Source organism: Chenggangzhangella methanolivorans (assembly GCF_019797865.1).
Taxonomy (GTDB): Bacteria; Pseudomonadota; Alphaproteobacteria; order Rhizobiales; family Methylopilaceae; genus Methylopila; species Methylopila methanolivorans.
On the sequence record NZ_CP081869.1, the window covers coordinates 5,445,155 to 5,468,259 of the forward strand.

General features: G+C 69.5%; 19 protein-coding genes and 5 pseudogenes. 11 read left to right on the forward strand and 13 right to left on the reverse strand.

What is annotated here, in order from left to right; genetic code table 11:
• Positions 1 to 165 precede the first annotated feature (165 nt).
• From xoxF5 to K6K41_RS28655, 3 genes and pseudogenes are all read right to left on the reverse strand, one after another.
• Positions 166 to 1,975, reverse strand: a pseudogene (gene xoxF5 / locus K6K41_RS28645) (lanthanide-dependent methanol dehydrogenase XoxF5).
• Positions 1,976 to 2,317: 342 nt separating this feature from the next.
• Positions 2,318 to 3,256, reverse strand: a complete 939-nt coding sequence (locus tag K6K41_RS28650; protein WP_261403340.1) for an MBL fold metallo-hydrolase — start codon at positions 3,254 to 3,256, stop codon at positions 2,318 to 2,320.
• Between the two features lie 52 nt (positions 3,257 to 3,308).
• Positions 3,309 to 3,713 carry a c-type cytochrome gene (locus K6K41_RS28655; protein WP_261403341.1) on the reverse strand — a complete coding sequence of 135 codons (405 nt, stop codon included), beginning with the start codon at positions 3,711 to 3,713 and terminating at the stop codon, positions 3,309 to 3,311.
• Between the two features lie 231 nt (positions 3,714 to 3,944).
• Between K6K41_RS28655 and K6K41_RS28660 the strand changes: the two genes are divergently transcribed.
• The 4 genes from K6K41_RS28660 (at position 3,945) to K6K41_RS28675 (ending at position 7,337) form a co-directional block, all read left to right on the forward strand.
• Positions 3,945 to 4,529, forward strand: coding sequence for an amino acid kinase family protein (locus tag K6K41_RS28660; RefSeq protein WP_261403342.1), 585 nt, complete (start codon positions 3,945 to 3,947; stop codon positions 4,527 to 4,529).
• The gene (locus tag K6K41_RS28665) at positions 4,526 to 5,953 is read left to right on the forward strand and encodes a DUF6513 domain-containing protein (RefSeq protein ID WP_261403343.1); all 1,428 of its coding nucleotides are present in this window, start codon (positions 4,526 to 4,528) and stop codon (positions 5,951 to 5,953) included. Before K6K41_RS28660 ends, K6K41_RS28665 begins: the two co-directional genes overlap by 4 nt.
• 125 nt (positions 5,954 to 6,078) lie before the next feature.
• Complete coding sequence (locus K6K41_RS28670) at positions 6,079 to 6,642, forward strand: DUF447 domain-containing protein (RefSeq protein ID WP_261403344.1); 564 nt, start codon at positions 6,079 to 6,081, stop codon at positions 6,640 to 6,642.
• Positions 6,639 to 7,337, forward strand: a complete 699-nt coding sequence (locus tag K6K41_RS28675; RefSeq protein WP_261403345.1) for a (5-formylfuran-3-yl)methyl phosphate synthase — start codon at positions 6,639 to 6,641, stop codon at positions 7,335 to 7,337. Before K6K41_RS28670 ends, K6K41_RS28675 begins: the two co-directional genes overlap by 4 nt.
• Before the next feature lie 32 nt (positions 7,338 to 7,369).
• On the opposite strand, the gene K6K41_RS28680 is transcribed toward K6K41_RS28675, so the two are convergent.
• The 3 genes and pseudogenes from K6K41_RS28680 to K6K41_RS28690 form a co-directional block, all read right to left on the reverse strand.
• Positions 7,370 to 8,644, reverse strand: a complete 1,275-nt coding sequence (locus tag K6K41_RS28680) for a hypothetical protein (protein WP_261403346.1) — start codon at positions 8,642 to 8,644, stop codon at positions 7,370 to 7,372.
• A 108-nt stretch (positions 8,645 to 8,752) separates the two neighbouring features.
• Positions 8,753 to 10,117, reverse strand: a pseudogene (locus tag K6K41_RS28685) (PleD family two-component system response regulator).
• Between the two features lie 7 nt (positions 10,118 to 10,124).
• Positions 10,125 to 10,496, reverse strand: coding sequence for a response regulator (locus K6K41_RS28690; RefSeq protein WP_261403347.1), 372 nt, complete (start codon positions 10,494 to 10,496; stop codon positions 10,125 to 10,127).
• Positions 10,497 to 10,645: 149 nt separating this feature from the next.
• On the opposite strand from K6K41_RS28690, the gene K6K41_RS28695 reads away from it, so the two are divergent.
• Together K6K41_RS28695 and K6K41_RS28700 are read left to right on the forward strand one after the other, a co-directional pair.
• Positions 10,646 to 10,936 carry a DUF3572 domain-containing protein gene (locus tag K6K41_RS28695; RefSeq protein WP_261403348.1) on the forward strand — a complete coding sequence of 97 codons (291 nt, stop codon included), beginning with the start codon at positions 10,646 to 10,648 and terminating at the stop codon, positions 10,934 to 10,936.
• A pseudogene (locus K6K41_RS28700) lies at positions 10,933 to 12,218 on the forward strand (DNA polymerase IV). Before K6K41_RS28695 ends, K6K41_RS28700 begins: the two are co-directional and overlap by 4 nt.
• A 130-nt stretch (positions 12,219 to 12,348) precedes the next feature.
• On the opposite strand, the gene K6K41_RS28705 reads toward K6K41_RS28700, so the two are convergent.
• Together K6K41_RS28705 and K6K41_RS28710 are read right to left on the reverse strand one after the other, a co-directional pair.
• Positions 12,349 to 12,618: a hypothetical protein gene (locus K6K41_RS28705; protein WP_261403349.1), complete on the reverse strand. Its 270-nt coding sequence runs from the start codon at positions 12,616 to 12,618 to the stop codon at positions 12,349 to 12,351.
• A gap of 329 nt (positions 12,619 to 12,947) precedes the next feature.
• Positions 12,948 to 13,619: a cell envelope integrity EipB family protein gene (locus K6K41_RS28710; RefSeq protein ID WP_261405858.1), complete on the reverse strand. Its 672-nt coding sequence runs from the start codon at positions 13,617 to 13,619 to the stop codon at positions 12,948 to 12,950.
• 363 nt (positions 13,620 to 13,982) lie between these two features.
• Here K6K41_RS28710 and K6K41_RS28715 point away from each other — a divergent pair.
• Positions 13,983 to 14,723 (forward strand): annotated as a pseudogene (locus K6K41_RS28715) (glycerophosphodiester phosphodiesterase family protein).
• 13 nt (positions 14,724 to 14,736) lie between these two features.
• Here the strand turns inward: K6K41_RS28715 and K6K41_RS28720 are convergent.
• Positions 14,737 to 15,159, reverse strand: a complete 423-nt coding sequence (locus K6K41_RS28720) for a hypothetical protein (protein WP_261403350.1) — start codon at positions 15,157 to 15,159, stop codon at positions 14,737 to 14,739.
• Positions 15,160 to 15,637: 478 nt separating this feature from the next.
• Positions 15,638 to 16,687: a nicotinate-nucleotide--dimethylbenzimidazole phosphoribosyltransferase gene (cobT, locus tag K6K41_RS28725; protein ID WP_261403351.1), complete on the reverse strand. Its 1,050-nt coding sequence runs from the start codon at positions 16,685 to 16,687 to the stop codon at positions 15,638 to 15,640.
• Between the two features lie 163 nt (positions 16,688 to 16,850).
• On the opposite strand from cobT, the gene K6K41_RS28730 reads away from it, so the two are divergent.
• The 3 genes from K6K41_RS28730 to K6K41_RS28740 are packed head-to-tail and all read left to right on the forward strand — an operon-like array spanning position 16,851 to position 18,204.
• On the forward strand, positions 16,851 to 17,654 hold the full coding sequence (locus K6K41_RS28730) for an adenosylcobinamide-GDP ribazoletransferase (RefSeq protein ID WP_261403352.1): 804 nt from the start codon (positions 16,851 to 16,853) through the stop codon (positions 17,652 to 17,654).
• 47 nt (positions 17,655 to 17,701) lie between these two features.
• Positions 17,702 to 17,911, forward strand: a complete 210-nt coding sequence (locus K6K41_RS28735; protein WP_261403353.1) for a DUF1289 domain-containing protein — start codon at positions 17,702 to 17,704, stop codon at positions 17,909 to 17,911.
• On the forward strand, positions 17,908 to 18,204 hold the full coding sequence (locus K6K41_RS28740; RefSeq protein ID WP_261403354.1) for a hypothetical protein: 297 nt from the start codon (positions 17,908 to 17,910) through the stop codon (positions 18,202 to 18,204). The genes K6K41_RS28735 and K6K41_RS28740 overlap by 4 nt, the downstream gene beginning before the upstream one ends.
• Before the next feature lie 9 nt (positions 18,205 to 18,213).
• On the opposite strand, the gene K6K41_RS28745 is transcribed toward K6K41_RS28740, so the two are convergent.
• Both K6K41_RS28745 and dusA read right to left on the reverse strand, forming a co-directional pair.
• Entirely contained in the window at positions 18,214 to 19,053 is an 840-nt protein-coding gene (locus tag K6K41_RS28745; RefSeq protein ID WP_261403355.1) for a sulfite exporter TauE/SafE family protein, read from the reverse strand.
• 217 nt (positions 19,054 to 19,270) lie between these two features.
• Positions 19,271 to 20,256 (reverse strand): annotated as a pseudogene (dusA, locus tag K6K41_RS28750) (tRNA dihydrouridine(20/20a) synthase DusA).
• A 436-nt stretch (positions 20,257 to 20,692) separates the two neighbouring features.
• On the opposite strand from dusA, the gene K6K41_RS28755 reads away from it, so the two are divergent.
• On the forward strand, positions 20,693 to 22,495 hold the full coding sequence (locus K6K41_RS28755) for a DUF6716 putative glycosyltransferase (RefSeq protein ID WP_261403356.1): 1,803 nt from the start codon (positions 20,693 to 20,695) through the stop codon (positions 22,493 to 22,495).
• Here K6K41_RS28755 and K6K41_RS28760 read toward each other — a convergent pair.
• Positions 22,467 to 23,105 (reverse strand): KdsC family phosphatase, encoded by a 639-nt coding sequence (locus K6K41_RS28760; RefSeq protein WP_261403357.1) that lies wholly within the window; start codon positions 23,103 to 23,105, stop codon positions 22,467 to 22,469. The two genes, K6K41_RS28755 and K6K41_RS28760, sit on opposite strands and share 29 nt — an antisense overlap.

Genomic DNA, 23,105 nt, shown 5'->3' on the forward strand with positions numbered 1-23,105 from the left:
CGTCCGCCGTCAATTCCGAGCCGATCGTGGAGAGGAGATCGAGGCGGGGACGCGTCGGGCCGTCGCGGCGGCTCATGAAAAAAGCCCGGCTTCCGAAGATCGGAGAGCCGGGCTGAAGGCGGAGGCGCGGTTCCGAAGAACCGCGCCCCTTATGTCGCTGTCGACTTAGTTGGTCGGCAGCGTGAAGACGGTGAGCTGGCCGCCGAGAGCGGTGTACTGCGACAGGGCCGCATAGCCGCCGACCGCGCCGAGGCCGTCGGTGGAGTTGGTCAGGCCGGCCGCAAGGCCGATGCCCGCCCAGCCACCGACGCCCGAGAGCACCGCGACGTACTGCTTGCCCTTGTGCTCGTAGGTCATGACGTTGCCGATGATGCCCGACGGGGTCTTGAACTTGTAGAGTTCCTTGCCCGACTTGGCGTCGACGGCCTTCAGGTAGCCTTCGAGCGTGCCGTAGAACACGATGCCGCCGGCGGTCGCGAGAGCGCCCGACCACACCGAGAACTGCTCCTTGTTCGACCAGACGATCTTACCCTTCTTGCCGTCCCAGGCGATGAAGTTGCCCATGCCGCCATGGCTGTTGGGGGCCGGGTACATCGACAGGGTCGCGCCGACATAGGGCTGACCGGCGGTGTAGGAGACGCGGAACGGCTCGTAGTCCATGCAGACGTGGTTGGTCGGCACGTAGAACAGCTCGGTCTCCGGCGAGTAAGCCGCAGGCTGCTGGTCCTTGGTGCCGAGCGCCGCCGGGCAGATGCCCTGCGAGTTCACGTCCTCGCCGTTCTGCTCGGTCGAGTACTTGGCCACGACCAGCGGACGACCGTAGGTCTTGCTGTCCTTGTCCCATGTCGACCTTGGTGGCCCAGTTCACGACCGGATCGTACTTCTCGGCCACGAGCAGGGCGCCCGTCTCGCGGTTCAGCGTGTAGCCGAAGCCGTTACGGTCGAAGTGCGTGAGGAGCGGCTGCTTCTTGCCGTCAACGGTCTGCTCCGTGAGGATCATCTCGTTGATGCCGTCGAAGTCCCACTCGTCATGCGGGGTCATCTGGTAGACCCACTTGGCCTTACCCGTGTCGACGTCGCGGGCGAAGATGGTCATCGACCACTTGTTGTCGCCCGGGCGCTGCTTGGGGTTCCAGGTCGAGGGGTTGCCCGTGCCGTAGTACATCAGGTTGAGCTTGGGATCGTAGGAGTACCAGCCCCAAGTGGAGCCGCCGCCGATCTTCCACTGATCGCCCTGCCAGGTCTTCAGCGAGGAGTCCTTGCCGACCGGCTTGCCGAGTTCGGTGGTCTTCTCCGGGTCGATGAGCATCTCTTCGTCCGGGCCGACCGAGTAACCGCGCCAAGCAAGCTTGCCGTCGGCGATGTTGTAGGCGGTGATGTGGCTGCGCACGCCGAATTCAGCGCCCGAGATGCCGACGATGACCTTGTCCTTGACCGGAAGAACGGTCGCAGTGTTGGTCTCGCCCTTCTTCGGGTCGCCGTTGACGACCGACCACTTCTTCTGGCCGGTCTTGGCGTCGAGCGCCACGACCGTCGTGTCGGCCTGGTGCAGGAAGATCGTGTTGTCGGCGTAAGCGAGACCGCGGTTAACGGTGTCGCAGCACATCACCGGGATGACGCTCGGATCCTGCTTCGGCTCGTATTTCCAGACGATCTTGCCGCCTTCGTCGAGGTTCAGCGCGAACACGTTGTTCGGGAACGGCGTGTGCACGTACATCATGTTGCCGATGACGAGCGGCGCGCCTTCATGGCCGCGAAGAACGCCGGTCGAGAAGGTCCAGGCGACCTGAAGCTTCTTGACGTTGGAGGCGTTGATCTCGTCCAGCTTGGAGTAGCGCTGGTTGGCGTAGTCGCCGGTCTGGATGCCCCACTGCTTGGGGTCCTTGGTGATTTCCGTAACGCTGTCGTTGGCGAAGGCCGGCAGCACCACGGCGGCGGAGACCATCAGGCCTGCCGCGATTGCGACTTTGCGCATTCGTTATTCTCCCTCTTTCACGCAGTCCTTAGTCAGTCTCTCGTGAGCGTTGCCCTTCTGAGAGACGGATCTCGTTTATTGTTGGACTTGCGCCTTCAGCCTCGTGTCACGGCTTTGCCGGCAACCCATCGTCGCGTTGGACGACCCCGTATCGGCAATCCTACGAACCGCGTTGATCCCTAGAGACCCCTGCGTAGCAGCGGAAGACTGGGCGGAACGTAGACCGCTTCGTTTGGGGGTGCAACAGGACTTTAAGATATAAGAGCGTTATTATGATTTTGCTGCACTTGCTCACTTATTATATTGCGTCGCGTTATCTCCATTCCAGTTCTCGATAAACCGCTATTGCGTTGCGGGCGTTGAATTCGTCGAACAGCGCCCAGGCCTCCCGTTCGGACAGTCCCGCGGTCCGCGACGCCGTCGCCAGGTCCACCCCCTTGTCGAGCAGCGCCTCGACGTCGGTCCTGAGCCTGTCGAAGTATCGCTGCTGCGGCTCGAGCGCCGCCGGCCATCCGGCGGACACGGGACCGTGGCCCGGCACCACCCCGCCGCTTTGCGCTCCCTAAGCCTGGCCATCAGCTTCACCCATCCCTCGAACGAGCCGTCGACGCTCGGAAGATGCGTCATGAACAGGAGATCGCCGAGAAACCAGGTGTCGGTCTGGACGTCGCGCACGGTGAGGTCGTTGTCGGTGTGCGCGGTCGGCTCCGCCTCGAACTCGAGCGCGCGGCCGCCGAGATCGAGCGTCAGCCTGTCGGCGACCTCGATGTCCGGCTTCACGATGTCGTCGAGCGTCGGCGCGAGCGCGTCGCCGGCCTGGCGCTTGGCCGCGTCGACATAGGACTGGGCGCGCGCCGTGAGCGCCCGCGCGAATTTGGCGTGCGCCACGAACTTGGCGCCGGTCGCCCTGAAGGCCGAGTCGCCGAGCGCGTGGTCGGGATGCATGTGGGTGTTCACGACGTAGCGCACCGGCAGGTCGGTGCGGGCCTTCACGGCCGCGAGCAGCCGCGCGCCGGCCTCGGGCGTGTTGCCGGTGTCGATCACCGCGACTCCTTCCCGCCCGACCACGAAGCCGACATTGGCGATCGCGCCCTGATTGCCGGGCGCCAAGAGCTGGAACGGCGCCTGATAGACGAACACGCCCGGGGCGATCTCGGTGGTCGGCAACGGCTCGACCGCCGGCGCGGCCTCTGCAGGCGCGCCGGCGACGAGACTTGCGCACAGCGCGGCGACGGCCGCCGCCGCTCCCGGCCGCGCGCGCGTCAGAAGGTCTTGAGGCATGGTCGTCTCCCGTCGGGCCGGCTCTTGGCGGCCGACCTACTGGTAAGGAGACTTACTTGCTCGCGCCGCTTTCGTCGAACCCGGCGAGATAGGCGATCAGGTTCTTGCGGTCGTCCTCCTTCTTCAGGCCGGCGAACGCCATGCTGGTGCCGTCCACGAGCGTCTTGGGGCTCTCGAACCATTTGTCGAGCGTCGCCTCGTCCCACGTCTTGCCCTCGCCGAAGGCCTTGAGCGCGTCGCTGTAGCTCGAATAGTCAGCGACGCCCGCGATCTTGCGGCCGACGAGGCCGTTGAGCTCCGGGCCCGCCTTGTTGGCGGCCGACGGCCCGACCGCATGGCAGGCGGCGCAGCGCTTGAAAACCTTCTCGCCGGCGGCGGCGTCCTGGGCGGAGGCGGCGCCCGGCGCGAGCGCAATGGCGGCGAGCGCGACGGCGCTCAGGATCAGTCGATGGGTCACGAGCGTCGCTCCGGGGGAAGGCCGCGATTGCGCGCGGCGGATGAAGGGCGACCCGGAATTAGAATCACGTCAAAGCGGGCCACAACCGTCCGAAAGCACGAGGCCTTGCGGGCGCCCGGCGCGCGGCCATGCGGCGCGGTCGGGCGTGTTGGAAAGCCGGGCTGCGGCTGGTAGCGTCCCGCGCCTCATTTCGCAGCCTCTCCCGAGGCGCCAGGGAGCCTCGCGCAGTCAATGATCACCGTGGTGAAGTTCGGCGGCAGCCTGCTGGGCTCGCGCGAACGTGAGGGGATCCTGTCGGCCGCGGCGCGCGCGGGCGTCGTGCTCGTTCCCGGCGGCGGCCCGTTCGCAGACGGCGTGCGGACGGAGCAGCGGCGGCTCGTCTATGGCGACCGGGCGGCGCACGCCATGGCGTGCCTCGCCATGGAGCAGACCGCCTGGGCGCTCAACGACCTCGGGCCGGACTTCGTCGCCTGTTCCGATCAGCCTGCTTTCGCGGCGGCCCGGGCCGCGGGACGGCCGGCGATCTGGCTGCCCTCCGCGATGGCGATCGAGGCGCCCCTGCCCGCTTCCTGGGACGTGACGTCGGACAGCCTGGCGCTCTGGCTCGCGATCGAGCTCCGCGCCGACCGGCTGATCCTGCTGAAGGCCGCGGCCGCAGCCGAGGGCGGACTGGAGGCCTGGGCCGCGGCCGGGACGGTGGATCCCGTCTTCGCGCCGCTCGCCGAGGAGTTCTCGGGAGAGATCGCTCTCGTCGGCCCGGCGACCGCGGCCGCCTTCGAGGCCGCGCTCGCGGCCCCTATCCGGCGCGCCGCGTGAGCGAGAAGGTCGCGCTCATCACCGGCTCGCTCGCCGAGGCCCGCCTCCAGAAGATGGCCGAGGAGCTGAAGAGCGACGCTCTCGATCCGGTCGTCGTCAATGTCGGGGTCAAGGTCGCGGCGCTGATGACGGCCGACATTCTCGACCGCCGCCTGAAGCTGCCCGACGAGGTCGGCCGCGCCATCCTGCCGGGGCGGTTCCGCGGCGATCTCGCCCGGCTCGCCGAGCGGTTCGGCGTGAAGTTCGAGCGCGGCCCCGAAGAGCTCGCCGACCTCCCGCAGTTCTTCGGCCGGGGCGGCGTCGAGCCGGACCTGTCGCGCCATGACTGCCGGATCTTCGCCGAGATCGTCGACGCCACCACGCTCTCGGTCGACGAGATCGTGGCCAAGGCGCAGGCCCTGGCGAAGGACGGCGCCGACGTCATCGACCTCGGCTGCATGCCCGACACCGAGTTTCCCCATCTCGAGGAGACGATCCGCGCCCTGAAGGAGCGCGGCGTCGCGGTCAGCGTCGACTCGGCGAACGACGACGAGCTCGCCCGCGCCAACCGGGCGGGCGCCGACTATCTGCTGAGCCTCAGCGAAAAGAACCTCTGGATCGCCGACGAGGGCGAGGCGACGCCGATTCTCGTGCCCGCGACCCAGGGCGACATGGCCTCGCTCTACCGCGTGGCGGACGCGCTCGAGGCCCGCGGCCGGGCCTATTTCGCCGATCCGATTCTCGACCCGATCCATTTCGGCTTCACCGAGTCGGTCGTGCGCTACGCCGAGTTTCGCCGCGAGCGGCCCGACGCCCCGATGCTGATGGGCATCGGCAACGTCACCGAGCTCACCGACGCCGACACCACGGGGATCAACGCGATCCTGATGGGCATGATCTCGGAGCTCCGCATCACCGCGGTGCTCGCGGTCCAGGTCAGCCCGCACTGCCGCACGGCGGTGCGCGAATTCGACCGGGCGCGGCGGGAGTTTTTCGCCGCCCGCGAGGACGGAGCCCTGCCGAAAGGCTATGGCGGCGGCCTGATGGCGCTGCGCGATCGTCGGCCGGTCGCCTCCTCGGCCGCCGACGTCGAGGCGCTGGCCAAGGAGATCCGCGACCGCAACTTCCGCATCGAGGTGTCGGAGGCCGGCGTCCACGTGTTCAATCGCGACGGCTGCCGCACGGCGGTGGATCCGTTCGAGCTCTATCCCCATCTCAATGTCGAGGACGACGGCGCCCACGCCTTCTACCTCGGCGTCGAGACGGCGCGGGCCGAGATCGCCTACCGGCTCGGCAAGCGCTACGCGCAGGACGAGGGCCTGCGTTTCGGCGTCGCCGGCGAGACGTCGGAGAGCGCGGAGGAGGCCCATCGGCTTGAGTTCAAGAAGGTCGGGTCGACGCTCGCCAGGAAGAGCGCCGACGCCGGCGACGACGGAGCGGCTTGAGACCGCCGTTATTGAAGCGCTAACCATCGCGGCGCGACTCGGGCGCGCCGCCGTCCGCCGAGAGCGGGTCGCGGGCCGCGCCCCGTGTCATCCGCGCTGAACGGACCGAATGAGGACGAACTGGCGTGATCCGCGAGACCATCGTGACGACGGCGTCGCCGGACGGCCGCCCCCACGTCGCCCCCATGGGCGCGACGCCGATCGAGGGCGGCTGGCTGCTGCAGCCCTTCCGTCCTTCCACGACGCTTGAGAACTTTCTCACAACCCGTTGCGGCGTCGTGAACTTCACGGACGACGCCAGGATCTTCGCCGGCTGCGTGACCAAGCGCCGCCCCGAGTGGCCGACCGTCAGGGCCGAGACCGTCGACAGCGTGCGGCTCGCCGCGGCGCTTTCCCATCACGAGGTCAGGGTCGAGCGCGTCGAGGACGGCGAGCGGCCGAAGCTCATCTGCTCGGTGGTTCACAGCGCCAACCATCGCGCCTTCGGCGGGCTCAACCGCGCCATCGCCGCCGTGCTCGAAGGCGCGGTGCTGGTCAGCCGGCTTCATATGCTGTCGGCCGAGAAGATCGAGCAGGAGTTCGCCTATCTCCAGATTGCGATCGACAAGACCGCGGGCGAGGCCGAGCTCGAGGCCTGGAGCTGGCTCATCGACGCGGTCGAGGCTCATCGCCGGAGGGCGGCGTCGTGACCGGTTTCCTGGCGAGCGTCGCCACGCTCGACGAGATGGAGGCCGCGCGCGCCGGCGGGGCCGACATCGTCGACCTCAAGGATCCCGCGCGCGGCGCGCTCGGCGCCTGGGAGATCAAGGCGCTGCAGGAGGCCGTGTCGCTCTGGTGGTCGTGGGGCGAGCCCAAGCCCATGCTGAGCGCCACGATCGGCGACAGGCCGATGGACCCAGAGGACGTCGCGGCCGCCGTCGAGCGCGTCGCCTCGAAGGGCGTGCCCATGGTCAAGATCGGCCTGTTTCCGGGCGGCGATCCCCTCGCCTGCTTTCAGGCGCTTCTGCCGCTCACGGAACGCACGCGCCTGATCGCCGTGTTCCTCGCCGACGCCGAGCCGGATTTCGATCTGCTCCCGGAGCTCGCGGGCTGCGGCTTCGCAGGCGTGATGATCGACACGGCCGACAAGACCTCGGGCGGGTTGCGCAAGCAAATCGACGACGGCGCGGCCGGCGAGTTCGTCCGCCGCGCCCGCGCGCTCGGCCTCATGACGGGCCTCGCCGGCTCGCTGAAGCTGGAGGACGTGGGCCCCCTCACCGCGCTCGGGCCCGACTATCTCGGCTTCCGCGGCGCCCTGTGCTCGGGCGTCAGGACCGGGCGCATGTCGCCGCAGGCCGTCGCCCGCATCCGCAGCGCGCTCGACGCGCGCCGCCCGGCCGCCTGAGCGTTTGGGGCCTGCATTATGAGCCCAGGCTCCTAGCCTCCCGACGCGCAGGAATAGTCGCCGCCGCCGGCCGCGACCGCGCGCGTGAGGCCGCCGGCGGTCGTCGGCCCCAGCACCACGCAGACGTCGTAGTCGATCGAGCGGTCGGCCGGGAAACCGTCGAAAGCCACGGATTGCGTCCCGTCATAGGTCGAGGACAGGCTCATCCCGTAATAGGGCGTCGAGCCCCAGGCGATCTTCTCCGACGTCGTGGCCCCGTTCCGATTGTCGTAAGGAAGCTCGTACTGGGCCGACTGGTAGGGCCACTCGTAGTCGCACGGGATGATCTGGTCCTGAAACGGGCAGCCGTTCCCGCCGAAATAGGTCGCCGACGTCTTGCCCCGACCGTCCGAATAGCCATCGTTTGTGAGCGACTGCGCGAAGGGGCGCGGCTCGACGATCCCCATTTCGCGCGACCCGGCGATCAAGGCGGTGAAGCGCGCCCCGGCGTTCGGGGCGTTCCAGGTCCATGTCGCGTTTCGCGTCACCGGCGAGGCGGTCGTCTCGAAGGCGAAGCGATCGGCCCACATCACCTTCGCGATCGCGGCCTCGCCGTCGTCGAAGTCGAGTTTTCCGTAAGGGCCGCGCACGTCGAAGCTCAGCCGGTCCGGCCCCGGAACCTTGCCGAGGTCGACCTTCACGGCGATCCGCGGATGGTCCTTTCCGTCCTCGAAGGTCCAGCGAATCGTCACCGGCAGGTCGTAGCGCTTGAAGAGGCCGGCGTCCGTGCCGATGCGCGGCTTGTCCTCGCCGGTGTTCTGGTCGATGCCGCCGGGACTGCGGGTTCCGTACTTCGGATAGGCGAGCTTGAACTCGACCGCCTTGCGGCCGGGCTCGTCCAGAACGGTCTTCTGCTTGACCGGAAACCCCAGTCCGAGCGGCGAATCGTCGGCGCCGAAGATCTTGGCGGCGATCGGGGCCTGGTCGCCGTCGGCGAAGGTCCGGTAGCGCTCATGGGCGACGAAATAGCCGAAGCCGCCGTCGCGGGTCTTCGGAGCGATCGCCTTCAGCGTCTTCAGCTTGCCGGCGTCGTCGTAGCGATACGTCATCCGAACCGCATAGCCGCCATGGCCCGGATTGCCCTCGCCTTCCCGCTTCAGCGAGACGCTGCGCTTGCGCCCGGCCGAGTCGTTCCACGAGAAGGTCACGACCTTCAGGCCCGCGACCGTCTCGTTCTTGCGTTTGACGGCGAAGGCGTCGGTCGCGCCCACAGCGAGAATCGCCGCCGCAAGCCCTGCGGCGGAAAGGATCGACGCAACGCTCGGCATGGACGCCCCCGCTCCAGCATGGGCCTCGGCGAGTGCGGGCCCTCGCGGGATGCTAGGCGAAGATCCACGACTCCGACATCCGGAGAATCACCGACTTGGGAGCCGACTTTAGGCGGCGTCCGCCACGACCCGGTTCCGGCCGTCCGTCTTGGCCTTGTAGAGCGCGACGTCGGCGCGCTTCAGAAGCGCGGCGGCGTCGTCCTCGCCCCCGAAGAAGCTCGCGACGCCGACCGAGACCGTGATCTCAAGCGCGCCCGAGCGGATCGGGAACGGCTTGCCCGCGGTCTTGGTGCGGATGCGCTCGGCGACGATGCGCGCGACCGCGGCGTCGGTCTCCGGCATCACGACCACGAACTCTTCGCCGCCGAGCCGGACCGCGAGGTCGATGCCGCGCACGCTCGCCTTCAGGCGGCGGGAGAACTCGCGCAGCACGTCGTCGCCGGCGTCGTGGCCGTGGCGGTCGTTGACCTGCTTGAAGTGGTCGATGTCGACCACGAGGATCGAGATCGGCCGATCGCGGCTCGCGGCCTGGTCGAGCAGCGCCTGGAGATGCATCTCCATGTAGCGGCGATTGTGCAGGCCCGTGAGGCCATCGGTGATGGCGAGCGCCATCGAGGTCTGGAGATTGGCGCGCAGACGCTCGGTGTAGCGGCGGCGGCGGACCTGGGTGCGGATGCGCGCCACGAGTTCGTTCGGCTCGAGCGGGCATCAGGTAGTCGTTGACGCCGACCTCGAGGCCGCGCAGCACGCGCGCGTTCTGGTCCGGATCGGCGACCAGCACCACCGGCGTCGCGCGGGTGCGTTCGAGCGAGCGAATCTGCGCGCAGAGCCGCAGCGCGTCGAAGTTCTCGAGCGAAAGGCTGACCACGACGACGTCGTAGTCGCCCTCCGCCGCGCGGAACAGCGCCTCGTGGGGCTCGGTCTCGATCTCGACGCCCTGGTCGCCGACAGCGCGTCGTAGATCCGCGTCGAGGAGCTCTCGCGATCGTCGACGAGCAGCACCTTGCCCTGCTCGCCGGTGTCCGACACCGCCTCGCGCAAAGCGTCCGACATGCCGATCTCGCGCGTCGTCTGGGCGCGCAGGCGCAGCTCGTCGCCGAGCATCTTGAGCCGCGCGAGCGACCGCACGCGCGCGAACAGCGCGACGTCGGCCACCGGCTTGGTCAGGAAGTCGTCGGCGCCGGCCTCGAGCCCGCGGATGCGGTCGGAACGGTGGTCGAGCGCGGTGATGATGACGACGGGAATGTGGTGGGTCTTCGGATCGGCCTTCAGCCGCCGGCAGACCTCGAACCCGTCCATGCCCGGCATCATCACGTCGAGCAGCACGAGGTCGCACTGCGAGCGCGAGCAGAGCTCGAGCGCGGTCGGCCCGTCGGCCGCGGTCATGACGTCGAAATACTCGGCCGTCAGCCGGTCCTCGAGCAGCTTCACGTTTGCGGCGACGTCGTCGACGACGAGGATGCGAGCGGTCATGGCCGGGTCACCCCTCGCCGAGATAGTGACGCACGGTCTCGAGGAACTTCGAGACCGAAATCGGCTTCGAAAGATAGGCCTCGCACCCGCCCTGGCGGATGCGCTCCTCGTCGCCCTTCATCGCGAAGGCGGTGACGGCGATGACGGGAATCGCGCGGGTGCGCTCGTCTTCCTTGATCCACTTGGTGACGTCGAGGCCGGAGACTTCCGGAAGCTGGATGTCCATCAGGATCAGGTCGGGCATGTGGGTGCGCGCGAGCTCGAGCGCCTCGACGCCGTTGCGCGTTTCGATCGTCGAATAGCCGTGCGCTTCCAACAGGTCGTGGAAGAGCTTCATGTTGAGCTCGTTGTCCTCGACGATCAGAACGGTCTTGGGCATCAGGCGCAAACACTCCTCCGCGCAGGCGACACGCGCGGTCCGCCGCCGTCCGGGCGGCGCGGTTCCTCGCGAAATCATAGACGTTTCGCGCGTCCGCGCCGAACTCTTCTTAATGTCAGAGGATAGCGCTGATGTGTTAAGAAAGGGGCATGCCGATCCGACCCGAAAGAGACCGTCCTGCGGTCGCCGACGAAATCGCCGCGCGGGCCCTCGCCTATCTCGCCGGCGACCCCGAAAGGCTCGGACGGTTCCTCGCGCTGTCGGGGCTCGACCCCGCCACCATCCGCGTCGCGGCGCAGGATTCGGGCTTCCTGCCTTCGGTCCTCGACCACGTGCTGTCGGACGAGCGGCTGCTGATGGATTTCGCGGACGCGGAGGGCCTGCCGCCGGAAGCGGTGGGACGCGCGCGCGCGGCGTTCGGCGGATCAGACCGGGAGTGAGCGCGCCGGGCGGCCAGCTCGCCTTCTGCCGGGACTGCCTGACCGAAGCCGCGCCCGCCGCGCGGCGCTGCGCGCGTTGCGGAGGGCCGCGGATCGCCAGCCACCCGCAGCTCCGGGCGATGACCATCGCCCATGTCGACTGCGACGCCTTCTTCGCCACCATCGAGAACGCGACGACCCCTCGCTCGCCGACAAGCCGGTGATCGTGGGCGGCGGCAAGCGCGGGGTGGTGTCGACCGCCTGCTACGTCGCGCGCATCCGCGGCGTCCGCTCGGCCATGCCGATGTTCAAGGCGCTGAAGCTCTGCCCGGACGCGGTCGTGGTGAAGCCGCGCTTCGAGAAATACGTCGAGGCGAGCCGGGCGGTGCGCGCCAAGATGCTCGCGCTCACCCCGCTGGTGGAGCCGCTCTCGATCGACGAGGCGTTTCTCGACCTCTCGGGCACCGAGAAGCTGCACGGCGCGCCGCCCGCCGTGACGCTCGCCCGCTTCGCCCAGGAGGTGGAGCGCGATGTCGGTATCACCGTGTCGGTCGGCATGGCGTCGAACAAGTTCCTGGCCAAAATCGCCTCCGAGCTCGACAAGCCCTGCGGCTTCGCGACGCTGTCGGTCGAGGAGGCGCCGGGCTTCCTCGCGCCGAAGCCGATCGATTTCCTGTGGGGCGTCGGGCCGGCCTTCGCCGAGACGCTGCGCCGCGGCGGCCTCTCGACGATCGGCGACCTTCAGCGCGCCGACCCCCGCGACCTCGCACGGCGCTACGGCGACCAGGGGCTGCGGCTCTCGCGCCTCGCCTTCGGGCAGGATTCGCGCCGCGTGGAGCCCGACCGCGCCCGCAAGAGCGTGGGCGCCGAGACCACCTTCGACGTCGATCTCGTCACGCTCGAGGACCTCGAGGCGCGGCTCTATCGGCTGTGCGAGAAGGTCGCGGACCGCATGCGCGCCGGCGACGTCTCCGGCTCGGTGGTGACGCTGAAGCTCAAGACCACGGATTTCCGCTCGCGGACCCGCGCCCATGCGCTTTCGACGCCGACCCGGCTCGCCGCCCGCATCTTCGAGGCCGCGCGCCGGATGCTCGCGAAGGAAGCCGACGGTTCGGCCTTCCGCCTGATCGGCGTCGCGCTGTCGGATCTCGGGCCGGGGTCTGAGGCCGACCCGCCGGACCTCGAGCGCCGCAACGCCCGCCTCGACGCGATCGAGACCGCGGTTGCGAGCCTCAGGGCGAAGTTCGGCCAGGATTCGGTCGACCGCGCCTTCGCGCGGAGGCCGCCGCGGGACGGGCGGTAGGGCGCGTTTCGCAGCGAACTGCGCGCTTCGAGACGCCCGCCGAAGGGGCGGGCCCCTCAGCATGAGGAAGGCGGAGCCAAGGACAAGAAGATTGAGGGCGCAAAAGGTCCTCATGCTGAGGAGCCGTCCGTCAGGACGGCGTCTCGAAGCACGCAGTCCGGCTGCGCACAGTAAACGCCGCCGGTCCATCCCGGGACTGCGCCAGAACCACCACCGTCATCCCGGCCGGAGCGCCGGGATCCAGGAACGCCACGTTCTCAGAAAAACCTCGCGCCGCCCACGGTTCTGGATCCCGGCTCAAGGCCGGGATGACGGGCGCGGGCGCCCGTGACTTCTTGCAGGCGCCCGGCGTCATCACGTCGAGCTCGACGAGATCACCCGCCCAGGTATGGGGCGGCAAAGCGCGTTTCGCAGCGAACTGCGTGCTTCGAGACGCCCGCCGAAGAGGCGGGCTCCTCAGCATGAGGGAGGGCAAAGCCTAACGACGCGAAGATTGAGGGGCGCAAACGGTCCTCATGCTGAGGAGCCGTCCGTCAGGACGGCGTCTCGAAGCACGCAGTCCGGCTCCGCACAGTAGACGCCGCCGTCATCCCGGGACTGCGCCTGAACCACCTCCGTCATCCCGGCCGAAGAGCCGGGATCCAGGAACGCCACGCTCTCAGGAAAACCTCGCAACGCCCGCGGTTCTGGATCCCGGCTCAAGGCCGGGATGACGGGCGCGGGCGCCTGTCATTTCTTGCAGGCGCTCGGCGTCATCAGGTCGAGCTCGACCAGGTCGCCCGAGATGACGAACTCGCCATAGTCGATCTTCAGCGAGCGGCTGACCCCGTTCTCATAGAGGTCGAAGCTCATCTGGTAGTCCGGAGTCTGCTCGCCGTCGGTCTTCTTGCCGCGCTCGAAATAGCTGATCGACACCGGCCAGAAACGCTGCTTCTCGAGCTCGGGGCGCTTGGCCGCGGCCTCCATCTCGGCCGGCGGCGCGGTCTCGGCTTTCCCCACGACGCTCAACGTGTCGTAGATCTTGTCGCCCGCTTCCGAGCCGTCATAGACGGCGGCCTCAAGCAGCGTCTTCTCGGTGCGCGCCGCATCGAGGATCTTCAAAAGATGCTCGGTGGGGAACAGCGTCTTGACGTCGTAGTCCTTCGTGACCGACGTGGGCTTGGAGACCCGCACCTTGACCGCGTCCGACGCCCTGTCGGCGCGCCCGTCCGTGTCGCGGTCGAGTTCGTCGTTGAGATAATTCTTCGCCTGGAACTTGAACGACTTCGCCGCGCCGTCCTCCCAGGTCTCGGAGCGCAGGTCAGAGACGTTGGTCTGGCCCTCGCCGTTGCCGATCTCGGTGACCTGACGGAAATTGAGCGCGTAGCCCGCGCAGGAATCGCCGGTGAACTGGTAGACGATGCCCCGCGCACCCGGTCGACGCCGGCCGAACCGCGCTTTTCCTGCAGCTTCAGCTCATAGACGGCGCGGTGCGGCGCCAGCGCGACGTCAGCCAAACTGGCCGACGTCGTCGCCGCGAGGCCGGCGAACAGGACCGCGCGGTGGCGGCGGAGCGGAGGAGGATCGCGTGCATCAGGCCTCGTTCGATTGCGTCGCGTCACAAATGTGCGCCGTCTGCGACCAAAGGCAATGATCTCGTCGCTTTCGGGGCGCTTGCTGGGCGACGCGCGCCCCGCCACAGGATGACGCGGCCAAGCTCCGCGGAGGTGAAAATGCCCGCATCGCCGAAACGCCCGCCGCCCTCGCCCGTCGTCGACCGCTGAGATGGCGCGGCTCGACTGGCTCATGGCGCGGCCGATCGCCCATCGCGGCCTGCACGACCGAACGGCGGGCGTCGTCGAGAACACGCCGACGGCCGTCGGCGAGGCGATTGCGGCGGGCTACGGCTGCGAGATCGACGTCCAGCTCTCCGCCGACGGCGAGGCCGTCGTGTTTCCATGACGAGACGCTCGACCGCCTGACCGAGGCGAGCCGGTCGCCGCCTCCCCCTCGCCGACCTGCGCCGCGTGGCGTTCCGCGAGACCGCCGATCGAATCTTCACGCTCGACGACTGCCTCGACCTCGTCGCGGGCCGGGGCGCGCTGGTGGTCGAGATCAAATCGGCCTTCGGCGGGGACGACGGCTCGTGAGGCGGGTCGCTGAGCGGCTCGCGGCCGCGGCGGACCCGTCGCCGCGAAATCCTTCGATCCGCGCGTCGTGACGGCGCTGCGGCGGCTCGCGCCGGACGCGCCCCGCGGGATCATCGGAGAGGCCTTCGCGGACGGCGACCCGCACTGGGCGGCGATCTCGCCGCGCCGGCGCTTTTCGGCCCGCAACCTGCTGCACTGGCCGGCGACCCGGCCGGACTTCCTGTCCTGGAACGTGGCCGACCTCGAACGCCCCGCGGTGCGGCTCGCGCGCTCGCTCGGGCGCCCCGTCATGACCTGGACGGTGCGAACGCTCGAGGATCAGGCGCGCGCGGCGCTCCATGCCGACCAGATCGTGTTCGAGGGGTTCCGCGCCTGAGCGCCCAATCGCTTCAGAACTTCAGCCCGATCCCGAGCGAGGCGCCCTTCTCGTCGAGCGAATCCCGGCCCATCGGCGAGAAGAACGCCGCGCCGATGAGCTGCAGGCTCTCGGTGAGGTCGAACAGCGCCGCGAGCTGGAGCTTGTGGATGCGCTGCTTAAGCGGCAACGGCCCCTTCCATCGCCCATTGCCGATCTGGTTGAAGCTCTGCGCGATGAGCAGCAGCCGCTTGCCCGGCCGGATCCCGAAACTGGCGTCGACGCGGATCTCGTCGGCCGGGTCGCCGCCCCGGAAGCGGTAGCCGGCCGCGACGTCGACGAAGGCCGGCTTGCCGAAGACCTCGAAGCTGCGCGCCACGAGGCCGCGGATGTCGGCCTGATCGTCGGTCTCGCCGATGGCCGCGATGCCGTCGCCGCGGCGCGCGCCTGCGACCACGACCGAGCCCTGCGCCGAGACGATCCACCGTCCGTCGGCCCAGAGCCGCGCCGCGCGCCGAGCTCGGACCGGCCGAGGCCCTTGCGGTCGAAGGTCGCGCCGTCTTCCGCGCGGATCTTCTGGAGGCCGGTCGAGCCGAACACGGTGAGCCCGTCGAGCGCGCCATGCTCGACGAACAGCTGGAGGTCGTATTTGCGGTAGTCTCCGCGCGCGCGGAGCTTGCCCTTGCGGTCGAAATACTCGTCGCCCGCCGACAGCAGGCCGAGCACGAAGAGCTTGGTTTCGCCGGGCTCGAGCGTGAACGCGCCGCTCCGGGCCTCCCCGGCGGTCAGCGCCGAAAGGAGCCCGGCGGCGGCGATCGCGCGGACGCCTCTGACGAGCGCCAAGCCTCTCTCCCGACGGCCGCCGGCGCGACTGCGCCGGGAACGCCACGATCTTGCCGCAATCCAGGCGGGCAGCGCAAGAAGATCGATTCGCGTCAGCCGCCGCGGTTCGAGACCGCGGCTTCGGCGAAGGTCGCCATTCCGGTGTGGCAGGCGCAGGCGGCCTTGATGACGGCGACCGCCAACGCCCCGCCCGAGCCTTCGCCGAGCATGCCGAGATCGAGGATCGGCGGCAGTTCGAGCCGCTCCAGCAGGCGGCCGTGCGCGGCTTCGGCCGAGCGATGGCCGGCGACGCAGTGTTCGAGCGCGCTCGCGTCGAGCGCGTGAAGGACGGCGGCGGCGGCCGTCGCCACGAAGCCGTCGATCACGACCGGCACCCGCTCCATGCGCGCCGCGAGGATCGCGCCCGCGATCGCCGCGAATTCACGGCCGCCGACGCGGCGCAGCGCCTCGAGCGGATCGCCGAGATGGGGTCCGTGGACCCTGACCGCGGTCGCGACCGCGTCGATCTTGCGCCCGAGCGTGACGTCGTTGGCGCCGGTGCCGCGGCCGACCCAGTCCTCGGGCCTGCCGCCGAACAGCGCATGGGCGAGCGTCGAGGCCACGGTCGTGTTGCCGATGCCCATCTCGCCGACGACCAGAAGGTCGATCCCGCCATGGATGGCCTCGAAGCCGTAGGCCATCGTGCCGGCGCACTCGGCCTCGCTCATGGCCGGCTGCTCGCAGATGTCGGGCGTCGGGCGCTCGGTCGCGAGATCGAACACCTTGAGCCCGATGTCGAAGCTCTTGCAGATCTGGTTGATGGCCGCGCCGCCGCCCGCGAAGGCGTCGAGCATCTGGCGGGTCACGGCCGGCGGATAGGCCGAGACGCCGCGCTCGGCGACGCCATGGGCGCCGGCGAAGATCGCCACCAGCGGCCGCGCGACGGTCGGCGGCGTCTTGCCCTGCCAGGCGCAGAGCCACTCGGCGATGTCCTCGAGGCGCCCGAGAGCCCCGGCCGGCTTCACGAGTTCGGCCTCGCGCGCCTTCGCCCGCGCGGCCGCCTCGCCGTCGAGGCGCGGCAGGCGCGCCATCAGCGCCCGGATGTCGTCGAAGGGCAGGCCGGAAGCCTCTCGCCGCGGATGCGGCTCACTGTGCAGAACCATGCGTCGATTGACATGTCTCGAAACGGAAGCGTCAGCGCATAGCCGAATGTCTCGTGGCGGCCAAGCCCGCGGGACGTCGTCGCCCGCTCACGTGATGGCGAAGACTGTGGGCGGCGGCCCGGATCCGCGCTAGCAACGGCCGCAAGACACCCGCGAGCGCTTCATGCCCGACGAGCCGACGTCGCCCATCGCCGGAAAGCTTGCCGCGGCCCTCGACGCCGCCGCGGACGCCGTCCGATTCTTCACCCGCGTTCCGGTTCCGATCGGCTTCGGGCCTCCGGGCGGCGACTCGATCGGCGGGATCGCGGCCGCCTCGCCGCTCGCCGGCGCGGTCGTGGGCGCAGGCTCGGCGCTCGCGCTCGCCCTCGCGCTCTCCGCGGGCCTGCCGGCGACGCCCGCGGCGGTCGCGGCCGCGGCGGTCGCGGCGCTGGTCTCCGGCGCGCTTCATCTCGACGGCCTCGCGGATGTCGCGGACGGGTTCGGCGGCGGGGCGACGCGCGAGCGAAAGCTCGACATCATGCGCGACAGCCGGCTCGGCAGCTTCGGCGGCGCGGCGCTCGCGCTCGCGCTGATGGCGCGCGTCGCGCTCGTCGCCGGGCTCGCCGAGCGCCTCGACCTCTGGGGCGCGGCCGGCGCCGTGATCTCCGCGGCCGTGATCGCGCGCCCTCTCGCCTTCCTGCCCGCCGTGCTGCTCGATCCGGCGCGCGCCGACGGCCTCGGCCGCGCGGCCCGGCCCTCCGTCAGGGCGGTCGCGCTCGGGCTTGCCGTCGCGGCGCTCGCAGCGCTGGCGCTCGCCGGAGCCGGCGGGCTGCTCGCGCTTGTCTTAGGCCTGGGAGCCGCGGCCGGCGTTGCCGCCCTCGCCCGCCGGCAGATCGGCGGCTACACCGGCGACGTCTGCGGCGCGGGCTCGGAACTCGGCGAGATCGCGGCCTTGGCCGGATTGCTGATCGTCGCAGGCGCCGGCTGACGCGATGTTCGGTTGCGCATCCGCGCGGCATCCGCCAAGCATCCGCCATGCCTCAGCCCGCCCCGATCAAATCCCCTTGCGTCAAGATCTGCGTCGTCGACCCAGCGACGGGCTGGTGCGAGGGTTGTTTCCGCACCATGGCGGAGATCGGCAGCTGGATGCGCTACTCAGCGGCGGAACGCGACCAGGTGCTTCGACTGCTTCCCGCCCGGCGAAAGACCTTCGCCGCGACGTCCCGCGCCGAGGCCCCCGAATGAACCGATCGATCCCCGAGATGCTCGTCGCGGTGGTGCTCGCCGCGATCGTCACCTTTGTCATCGCCGATCTTGCGGGCGGCTTCGGCACGTTCCCGAACGAGCGCTGGGCCGCGGCCATCGCCATGATGTGCCTTGCGGTCTGGATCGGCCCCGGGCTGCTGCGCCGCTACGCCGGCAACGCCAACGCGGCGCTGAAGGCGGTGGCGCTCTGGCTGCTGATCATCGTCGCGGTCGCGATGCTCTACGTCTACGGTAAGGATTTCCTGATCTCGATCGGCGTCAACGTGCCGTGAGATCGGCGCTCAGAGCAAAAGCGACAGCGTGAAATGCGCGGCCACGGCCGCGAGGAAGAGCCCGAACCCGACCTCCAGCTTGCGCTTGGTGAGCCCGTGGGCGAGCCGCACGCCGATCGGCGCGACGAGCGTCGACACCGGCGCCATCAGCGCGACGCCGATCAGCGACACGAAGCCGAGCGACAGCGGCGGCAGCTCGGCCATGTGGGGCCAGCCCGCGACCACGAAGGCGAGCGCCCCGGGCACGGCGATGATGGCGCCGAGCCCCGCCGAGGTCGCGATCGCCTGATGGATGGGGCGGTTGTGCAGCGTCATGATCAGGCTGCCATAGGTGCCGCCGCCGATCCCCATCAGCGCCGAGACGAGGCCGATGAAGAGGCCGTAGGCCGCCATGCCGAGCCGGCCCGGAAGGGTGTCGGCGATGGTCCAGCTCGCCTTGGCGAAGATCAGGCGCGCCGACATCGACAGCGCGAACACCGCGAACACCGCCTTCAGCCATTCGGATCTGAACAGCGACGCGGCCGCCGCGCCGACGACACAGCCCAGCACGACGCCAGGCGCCCAGGCCTTCAGCACGCTCATGTCGACCGCGCCGCGGGCCCGATGGGCCTGGAAGGAGCGCAGCGACGTCGGAATGATGATGGCGAGCGAGGTGCCGACTGCGAGCTGCATCTCGAGGCCCTTGGCCATGTGGAGATGGGCGAAAAGCTCGGCGAGCACCGGCACGATCACCGCCCCGCCGCCGACGCCGAAGAGGCCCGCCAGAACGCCCGTCACGACGCCGGCGGCCAGAAGCCCCGCGGCGAGCGACAGGAGTTCGCCGACCGGCAGGGACGCGAACGCTTCCATGTGGGGAGAACTCCGAAGGAGCTTTGGGGCCTGTCCTTGCGACCGAGGCCCGAAAGCATGGTGGCTTCGAGCTTGACCGCTGCGTCATGCCGGCGTTTCCGCGCGGGCATCCACGCCTTCGACGTATCGCTCGACGTGCCTGGAAAGTCGTGGACGCCCGGCTTCGCCGGGCATGACGGCGGCGAGCGGGATCAAACTCATCGCCCCCAGCGCGGCGTCACGCCGCGTGGGCCTCGAGACGGTTCAGAGAGACCGGATCGCGCACGAGATCAAGCGCGCGGCGGAGCACGTCGAGCCCCACGCCCTCGCGCGGCGCCTGCTCGCTGAGGAAACGCCGGTAGGCGCGCGCGCCGGGCCGGCCCTGGAACAGGCCGAGCATGTGGCGCGTGTAGTTCGAGAGCCGGCCGCCCGCGGCGAGATGGGCTTCGATTTCCGGAAAGAGGCTCTCGACCGCCGACCGTGCGTCGGGATGCGGCGCGGGCTCTCCGAAGAACAGGGGATCCACCTCGAGCAGCAGCTCCGGCGATTGATAGGCGGCGCGGCCGAGCATGACCCCGTCGAGCGCGACGCCGTCACGCGGCTCGAGCAGCGCGCGCGCCTCCCCGATCGAGCCGATCCCGCCATTGATCGAGACATGAACATGCGGAAGCCGCGCCTTCAGGCGGAACACGCGGCCGTAATCGAGCGGCGGAACGTCGCGGTTCTCCTTGGGGCTCAGGCCCTTCAGCCACGCCTTGCGGCGTGGACGATCAGCTCTTCGCAGCCCGCCGCGACGACCGCTTCGGCGAGCGCGTCGAGCGCCTGCTCCGGATCCTGCTCGTCGATGCCGATGCGGCATTTCACCGTCACCGGGATCGCGACCGCGGCCCGCATCGCCGCGACGCAGTCGCCGACGCGCGCGGGCTCGGCCATCAGGCAGGCGCCGAACCGCCCGTCCTGCACCCGATCTGACGGACAGCCGACATTGAGGTTGATCTCGTCATACCCTTGCGCCTCGCAGATGCGGGCGGCCTCGGCGAGCTCCGCGGGCTCCGAGCCGCCGAGCTGGACCGCCACGGGGCTCTCATGCGCCGAGAAGCCGATCAGCCGCTCGCGCGGACCGAAGCGCACGGCGCCGGTCGTGACCATTTCGGTGTAGAGCAGCGCCCGCGCGGTCAACGCGCGATGGAAGGAGCGGCACCGCCGGTCAGTCCAATCCATCATGGGCGCGACCGAGAACCGGCGCGGAGCGAAACTGGTCAAGAGAGGCTGCCTCGGCGTGAAGAGGCGGGTTATACGCGGGAGGCCGAGAAACGGAAACCGCCCCCGTTTCACCTCGGCTAACGGCTGCCCTACGCCGCATCGAAAAGCCGTAGCCTGCCCATCGGGGCTGATGTATAGGTCCGGGTACGAGATGCATCCAAGCAAAGATGGAAGCATTCGGGTTCTTTTGCAGCAGCAATTGCACGTCGCTTTCTCGCTAGCATCGCCTGCCGGCATCACCAGTTCTGATCCGAATTGGACAAATCAGATCGATTTCCACAACCCTTGGTATATCTACCAAATTTGTGTAATTAAGATCTGGATTTGGACAAGTTTCGAACGACTGCGCTCCGTTATTTAATCTTCGGTCGAAAACCTTCAGGGACGCAGCTTACGCATGACCACGCGTCGCGTACTTCTCGCCTGCGACATCGACAGCCAGGTGTTCGGCGCGCTTCCGCTCGCGCTCGCCTTCGCGGCGCGCGGCTGGAGCGTGACCTTCGCGATCGAGTCGGTGCGCACCCTCCCGCAGCAGCTGCTCGAGCGCCTGACGCGCGACTTCGCCATCATCGAACGCTCGATCGGCGCGCTTCCGACCGAGGACGTCGTGTTCGACCAGGACGCGGTGGGCGTGTTCGTGACGGGCAGCCGGCTCGCGATGTTCCGCCACCTGCTCGAGCTGTCGTCGCGGGTGAAGGAGCGGCCGCGGCCGGCGCTGTTCTGCAACTTCAACGGGCTGGTGTTCGAGAAGTTCGAGGAGGGGCTGGCCTGGCGCCTCGGCTATGACGTGATCGGCCTCAACGGGCCGCGCGACCGCGACGCCTTCGTCGACTTCCTCCACTCCACGCAGTATTCGCGGCAGCCTTCCGTCATCGTCGGCCTTCGGCGCAAGACCGACACGCCGCCCCGGCCGTTGAAGATCCCCGCGCCCAAGCCGGAGCCGGACGCGGCGGCTTCGGACGACGGCGCGCCGGTCGACGCCGAAACCGCGCAGCCGTCGCCCGAAGCCGCCCCCGCGGAGGCCGACGAGCCCGCCATCGTGGCTGAGGCGGCCGACCCCCGCCCGGAGGACGCCGAGGACGCCGCTCCCACGGACGCCGGCGCCGTCGCGGAGGACCCCGTCGAAGAGGCGGCGAGCGACGACGCGGCTCCCGTCGAAGACGCAGCCTCGACGCCGACCGCCGCGCCGAAGAAGCTGTTCGTGTTCGCCGAGCAGGTCGTCGTCCCGCGCAGCCTGCGGGAACGGCAGAACCTCGTGTCGGTCCTGGCGCGGCTCGCCTCCGCGAGCCCCGACTGGCAGGTCGTCATCAAGGCGCGCACGCGCCCCGACGAGCAGACCTTCCACCAGCAGCCGAACCACATCTCCAAGCTCGTCAAGGCGCTCCGCAAGAAGCCGCGCAACCTCATCGTCTCCTACGAGCCGCTCGACGACCTCCTGGACCGGGCGGACCTGTTCGCGACGGTGTCCTCGACGGCGCTGTTCGACGCCTTCGACTATGGCGTGCCGAGCATGGTCGCGACCGACTTCGGCCTGCGCAACGCGGACGGCGCGCATGTGTTCTTCGCCAGCGGCCTCCTGGCGCGCCTCGGCGACCTGAAGTCGCTCGACGACGCCCCGATCCGCTCGCCCGACGAACGCTGGATGCGACGCATGGGCTATGGCGCGCCCTATTCGCCCGACGCCCTGATCGACTGGCTCGAGACCTTCGATCCGGACCGGCCGATGCCGGCCGCCTTCGTGTCCTTCAAGTCGGCGACGCATGTCGCGTCGGGCAGCGCGGCGCAGGCGGGACGCATCTGCGAGATCTGGAGCGGGATCGAGACGTCGCTGCTGCCCAAGGACAAGGCCGAACCGGCGGCCGAGGAGCATGAGGCGGCCCAGGACGAGGCGGCTCAGGACGTGACGACCGCCGCGGTGGAGCGCCGCGCCGCGCTCTTCAGGCTGGCGTCGCTCATCAGCGACGCGCTCGGCTCGGCGGGGCCCGATCGCGGCGCCAAGGCCGCCCCGCGACGGCAAGACACCGGAGACGCGTCCCGCCACGCGCACGGCCGTCGTCAAGGAGGGGCCGATCGCCTCGTTCTCCCGGAAGCTCGGGATGTACTGGTTCTACAAGCGCGTGCGCGCCAAGCTCGGCGTCCCGGTCCGCTGAAGCCGGCGGCCCGGCGCGCCGTCAGCGCGCCGCGGCTTCCGCCTCGATGATCGCCTCGCAAAGCTCGCGCAGGGCGCCGCGGCCGCCCTCGGCCTGCGTCACGTGCCGGGCCACCGCCTTGGCTTCGGGCCGCGCGTCGGCGGGCGCCACCGCGAAGCCCACAGCCTTCATGCAGTCGAGGTCGTTGACGTCGTTGCCCATATACATGGTCTCGGCGCGCGAGATCCCGTGCTCGGCGAGCCAACGGTCGAGTTCGGGCAGCTTGTCGTCGATGCCCTGCCGCACCTCGATCGCGAGCTTGCGGCCGCGCGCGGAGACGACCGGATTCGGCTCCTTGGACAGGATCAGCATCCGGATTTCGGTGAACTTGCGCAAACGGCCGAGACCCATGCCGTCGGAGCGGCTGGCGAACACCGCCTCCTTGCCGTCCTGGTCCACAAGCACGCGGTCGTCGGTGAAGACGCCGTCGAAGTCCATCACCAGCGCCTTGAAGCCCGACGGCACGGCGGAGGCGGGCTTCGGCGCGGAAAGGCCGAGCATCGCCTCGGCGAGCGCGAAGTCGTCCTCTGTGTCGATCTCGACCGGGGCCGCGTCGACGCTGACCAGCGCGGCCGGGCCGCAGAAGCGCACGCCCGCGGCGCGGAACGCCACGGCGTTCAT

Excerpts from the sequence above, each read along its gene's own strand:
- K6K41_RS28650 (WP_261403340.1), bottom strand. The coding sequence starts at position 3,256 with ATGCCTCAAGACCTTCTGACGCGCGCGCGGCCGGGAGCGGCGGCGGCC.
- K6K41_RS28660 (WP_261403342.1), top strand. The coding sequence starts at position 3,945 with ATGATCACCGTGGTGAAGTTCGGCGGCAGCCTGCTGGGCTCGCGCGAA.
- K6K41_RS28680 (WP_261403346.1), bottom strand. The coding sequence starts at position 8,644 with ATGCCGAGCGTTGCGTCGATCCTTTCCGCCGCAGGGCTTGCGGCGGCG.
- K6K41_RS28690 (WP_261403347.1), bottom strand. The coding sequence starts at position 10,496 with ATGCCCAAGACCGTTCTGATCGTCGAGGACAACGAGCTCAACATGAAG.
- K6K41_RS28695 (WP_261403348.1), top strand. The coding sequence starts at position 10,646 with ATGCCGATCCGACCCGAAAGAGACCGTCCTGCGGTCGCCGACGAAATC.
- cobT (WP_261403351.1), bottom strand. The coding sequence starts at position 16,687 with ATGGTTCTGCACAGTGAGCCGCATCCGCGGCGAGAGGCTTCCGGCCTG.
- K6K41_RS28730 (WP_261403352.1), top strand. The coding sequence starts at position 16,851 with ATGCCCGACGAGCCGACGTCGCCCATCGCCGGAAAGCTTGCCGCGGCC.
- K6K41_RS28735 (WP_261403353.1), top strand. The coding sequence starts at position 17,702 with ATGCCTCAGCCCGCCCCGATCAAATCCCCTTGCGTCAAGATCTGCGTC.
- K6K41_RS28740 (WP_261403354.1), top strand. The coding sequence starts at position 17,908 with ATGAACCGATCGATCCCCGAGATGCTCGTCGCGGTGGTGCTCGCCGCG.
- K6K41_RS28745 (WP_261403355.1), bottom strand. The coding sequence starts at position 19,053 with ATGGAAGCGTTCGCGTCCCTGCCGGTCGGCGAACTCCTGTCGCTCGCC.
- K6K41_RS28755 (WP_261403356.1), top strand. The coding sequence starts at position 20,693 with ATGACCACGCGTCGCGTACTTCTCGCCTGCGACATCGACAGCCAGGTG.
- K6K41_RS28760 (WP_261403357.1), bottom strand. The coding sequence starts at position 23,105 with ATGAACGCCGTGGCGTTCCGCGCCGCGGGCGTGCGCTTCTGCGGCCCG.